General features: G+C 68.2%; 2 protein-coding genes and 2 pseudogenes. 2 read left to right on the plus strand and 2 right to left on the minus strand.

Features of this window, described 5'->3' with window-relative positions:
• Positions 1 to 259, minus strand: a pseudogene (locus ACFU8Q_RS40300) (ISL3 family transposase); the annotation flags it as partial.
• A 353-nt stretch (positions 260 to 612) separates the two neighbouring features.
• On the opposite strand from ACFU8Q_RS40300, the gene ACFU8Q_RS40305 reads away from it, so the two are divergent.
• Positions 613 to 915 (plus strand): hypothetical protein, encoded by a 303-nt coding sequence (locus tag ACFU8Q_RS40305; RefSeq protein WP_384464838.1) that lies wholly within the window; start codon positions 613 to 615, stop codon positions 913 to 915.
• Between the two features lie 337 nt (positions 916 to 1252).
• On the opposite strand, the pseudogene ACFU8Q_RS40310 reads toward ACFU8Q_RS40305, so the two are convergent.
• Positions 1253 to 1354: pseudogene (locus ACFU8Q_RS40310) on the minus strand (ATPase); the annotation flags it as partial.
• Between the two features lie 801 nt (positions 1355 to 2155).
• Between ACFU8Q_RS40310 and ACFU8Q_RS40315 the strand changes: the two are divergent.
• Positions 2156 to 3070 carry a serine protease gene (locus ACFU8Q_RS40315; protein WP_384464841.1) on the plus strand — a complete coding sequence of 305 codons (915 nt, stop codon included), beginning with the start codon at positions 2156 to 2158 and terminating at the stop codon, positions 3068 to 3070.
• Positions 3071 to 3420: the final 350 nt, after the last annotated feature.

A 3420-nucleotide genomic window follows, 5' to 3' on the forward strand; every position in this document is an offset into this window, starting at 1 on the left:
GGCGGACCCGCAGACACAGCCGAACCCGCTTCCCCGCACTGGGTACGTCAGCAGGAAACCGCAGATAGGAGCTGTGAACCCGCTCCGACCAGCCTCTGCGCCCAGCGCAGTTGGCCCCGGCCATCGTGCAGCGGTCCTCGATCGGTACCGCCTCATTGTTCACGTCGACCGACAGCACCGCGATATCCGCGATCGACGGGAACAGCAGCTCCTCCAGACGGAGCACCGTCTCCTCCACGGATCCGAACTCTGAGCCCATCCAAGATCGCCACTGATGATTTTCAGGCAGCTTCCCGACGGCCAGGATGGCCTCCAACCGTCACCCACGGTGCACGCTTCACGGAAATCGCGCCAGAACCCGAGAATTGGTTCTGGCTCAACTTCTGTGGTGCTGCGCCTCACCCGCCCGTCTCCATGCCGGATCGTTCCTCTGACCTGCCCGTTCCCCGAGTGCGCCGACCGGATCCGCTGATAGCCGCCCCGTCACCACAGAAGTTGAGCCAGAACCCGAGAAATGACGTCAGTTCCCGGTCTCGGTGGCTGACAGACTGCGGCTTGATCACCAGCCCTCGCCCGGGGAGGGCAGCGGATCGGCTGCCATATTCTTCTGCCATGGCGAACTGGTGGCGGTCTCCGGGGCATGCGTTCTGGGCTCTGGATCGGGCCCTGGGTGGTCAGCGGCGTCCGACTCGGATCCAGAAGTGGGTGGCCCAACACCCGATCGGCACCGGTCTCTGCGTGGCCGTTCCCTTCACCCTCTTCTTCTTGATGCTGTCGCATGAGGAGGAACCCGACGACCCCATGTTCGCTGTGGTCTTCGGGCTGACTCTGGGCCTTGGCTTCGCCCTCGCGGCTGCCTCAGAGCGCCTCCGGCAGCGCCGGCTCAAGCGTCTGGGGATATGGGACGGATCCTGAACAGGGCCAGGAGTGGCGCGGGCGGAGAGAGCAAGAGGAGGGTGGGGATGTCACGAAATCCGAGAGCCGAGTTCTTCGCTGGCCCGGGTGGGATGTGCTTGAGCATCGTGTTCTATGGGTGGACAGCAGCCAGTAGCGGCACTGCCCCCTGGTTGAGGGTTGTCGCGGCGCTCTTTCTGGTGGTCTGGGTGATGTTGCTCGCGAGGCACCTCTTGCGACGGGCCCGCGGCCGCACGTCACCGGAGCACCCGGATGAATCGGTTTCTTGAAGGGAGCGATGCTGCGGATGACCCGCCGTCTGTGAGGAAGGCGGGCCGTCGAGCTTGGGGAGGCATGTTCAGCCGGCCTTGGCGGGTCCCTCGGCTCGGGCCCGGCCGCTGGCGAGGCGGTAGGAATCGGTGCCGGTCTCGATGATGGTGCCGTTGAAGGTCAGGCCGTCCCGCCGCCCCGCAAACCGACCGCCCTCTCCTGAACAGGCCGGCGGCAGTGGGCTGCCGGCCCGCTGCCGCCGCACCGGGCGTCAGCGCCGGCGATGCGGCGCCGCCCGTATCGGTGATCTCCGGCCCGATGGCCGCCACGGTGCTGGGGCCGTCGCCAGGACTCATGTTCGTGGCAGACCCGAGCACCCCTGATCTCGGGACACCGCCAGCACCGGCCGGATCCGGTTCCTGCTCGCGAGGCGGGTGTTCGCCCCGCGTACGACGTGGCAGGCGCGGCGCCTGGCCGCCGACCTCGGTGAGGGGATGGATGCCCGGACCGCGTGGGTGATGGCGCGCCTGGTCCGTCATCCGGAGGAACACGGCTTCGCCATGGCCCATCTGGGCGACGAACGCCGCACTACGGACTGAGCGGAGCGCCCGATCGAGCACCGGCTCCGGGCCGGACGCCCTCTCGGGCCAGGGCCGTAGCAGAGCTTCGATCAGCTTCCACAACTCGTCGTTCACGATCCACGGCCGGTTCCCCGCACCCCACGAACGGCAAGTCGTCACACCGGTCACACCTCGCCGACGCACCTCGAGATGACCGTGTGACGAGCTCAAGGCGCCGGGACGGTCGGCCTTTGTGTGGCCATGGCCAAGGAAGACAGTCCCGGTGCGGTGGCCGTCGAGGGAGCGGAAGGAGCCAGGACGGAGTGGCGGTGGGGTAGCGGGAACTTGACTGTACGCCGACAATGCGGTCACCCTTCGCCGCCCGGAGGCCACCGGTCTCCCGGGCCGAACCGAGAGGACCGACCATCACCATGCGCAAGCCTCTCCTCGCCACCCTCACCGCCGTGGCCCTCGGCGCCGCCGCCTTGGTAGGCACCACGGGCACAGCAGCCGCAGCACCCGACCGCGCGAGCGGGGCGACCCCCACTGCCGCGACCGCCGCCGTGCACCCTGACAGTACGCCCGCCTCGGTGACAGCCGCCTCCTTCGCCGGCACCGTGGCGCTCAGCAACTGCTCAGGCTCCCTGGTCCGCATGCCGAACTCGCAGGCGACGGACCCGGGGCTGGTCATGACGAACGGCCACTGCCTCGAAACTGGCTTCCCGAGCGCGGGGCAGGTCATCACCAACCAGTCCTCCACCCGCAGCTTCACGCTGCTCAACGCCTCGGGCGGCACCGCCGGAACGCTCAAGGCGAACAAAGTCGTCTACGCGACGATGACCGACACGGACGTCACGCTCTACCAACTCACCAGGACCTACGACCAGATACAGCAGTCCACGGGAATCGCGCCGCTGACGCTTTCTGCGACCCGCCCGGTGCAGGGGCACGCGATCGACGTGGTCTCCGGCTACTGGAAGCGGGTCTACTCCTGCTCCGTCGACGGATTCGCGTACCGCCTGAAGGAGGGCCAGTGGACATGGAAGGACGCCGTCCGCTACACCCCGGAGTGCCAGGTCATCGGGGGCACCTCGGGCTCCCCGGTCATCGACACGACGACCGGGCAGGTCGCGGCCATCAACAACACCACCAACGAGAGAGGTGAAAGCTGCACCCTCGACAACCCCTGCGAGGTAAACGAGCAGGGGACCGTCACCATCCGCAAGGGGATCGGATACGCCCAGGAGACCTACGGCATCCCCGCCTGCTTCACGACGGGCAACAAGCTCAACCTGTCGGCCACGGGCTGCACGCTTCCGAAGCCGACAGCGGTATCGGCACGCTGAGTTGACGCTTGAGGGGGCAGGGGAAGCTCGTCCGCACCCCGGCACTCCGGGGCCCCTCGTCCCCCCGGCCCTCCCGCCCGACACCATTCGGATGCCACCTGACCTCGTCCGGTACGGCGAGTCGGGAGCCCCCCGCCGGCCGTCGTCGACGCCGGGTACAAGCTCGCCAAACGCACGGGGACGCGAGCCGACAACGGCATAGCGCGGAGGGGCACCGGCAAGCCCGTCGCCGTACCGGACGAGCTGTCGGACGAGGTCGCCACGCAGACGCTGGCGAACCCGCTCACCACGGTGATGCTGCGCCGTGACGGCGCAGCATCACCTGGCCTTCGGATACGGCGGTCTTCTGG

Origin of the sequence: Streptomyces sp. NPDC057543 (assembly GCF_042801895.1) — a bacterium.
GTDB lineage: Bacteria > Actinomycetota > Actinomycetes > Streptomycetales > Streptomycetaceae > Streptomyces.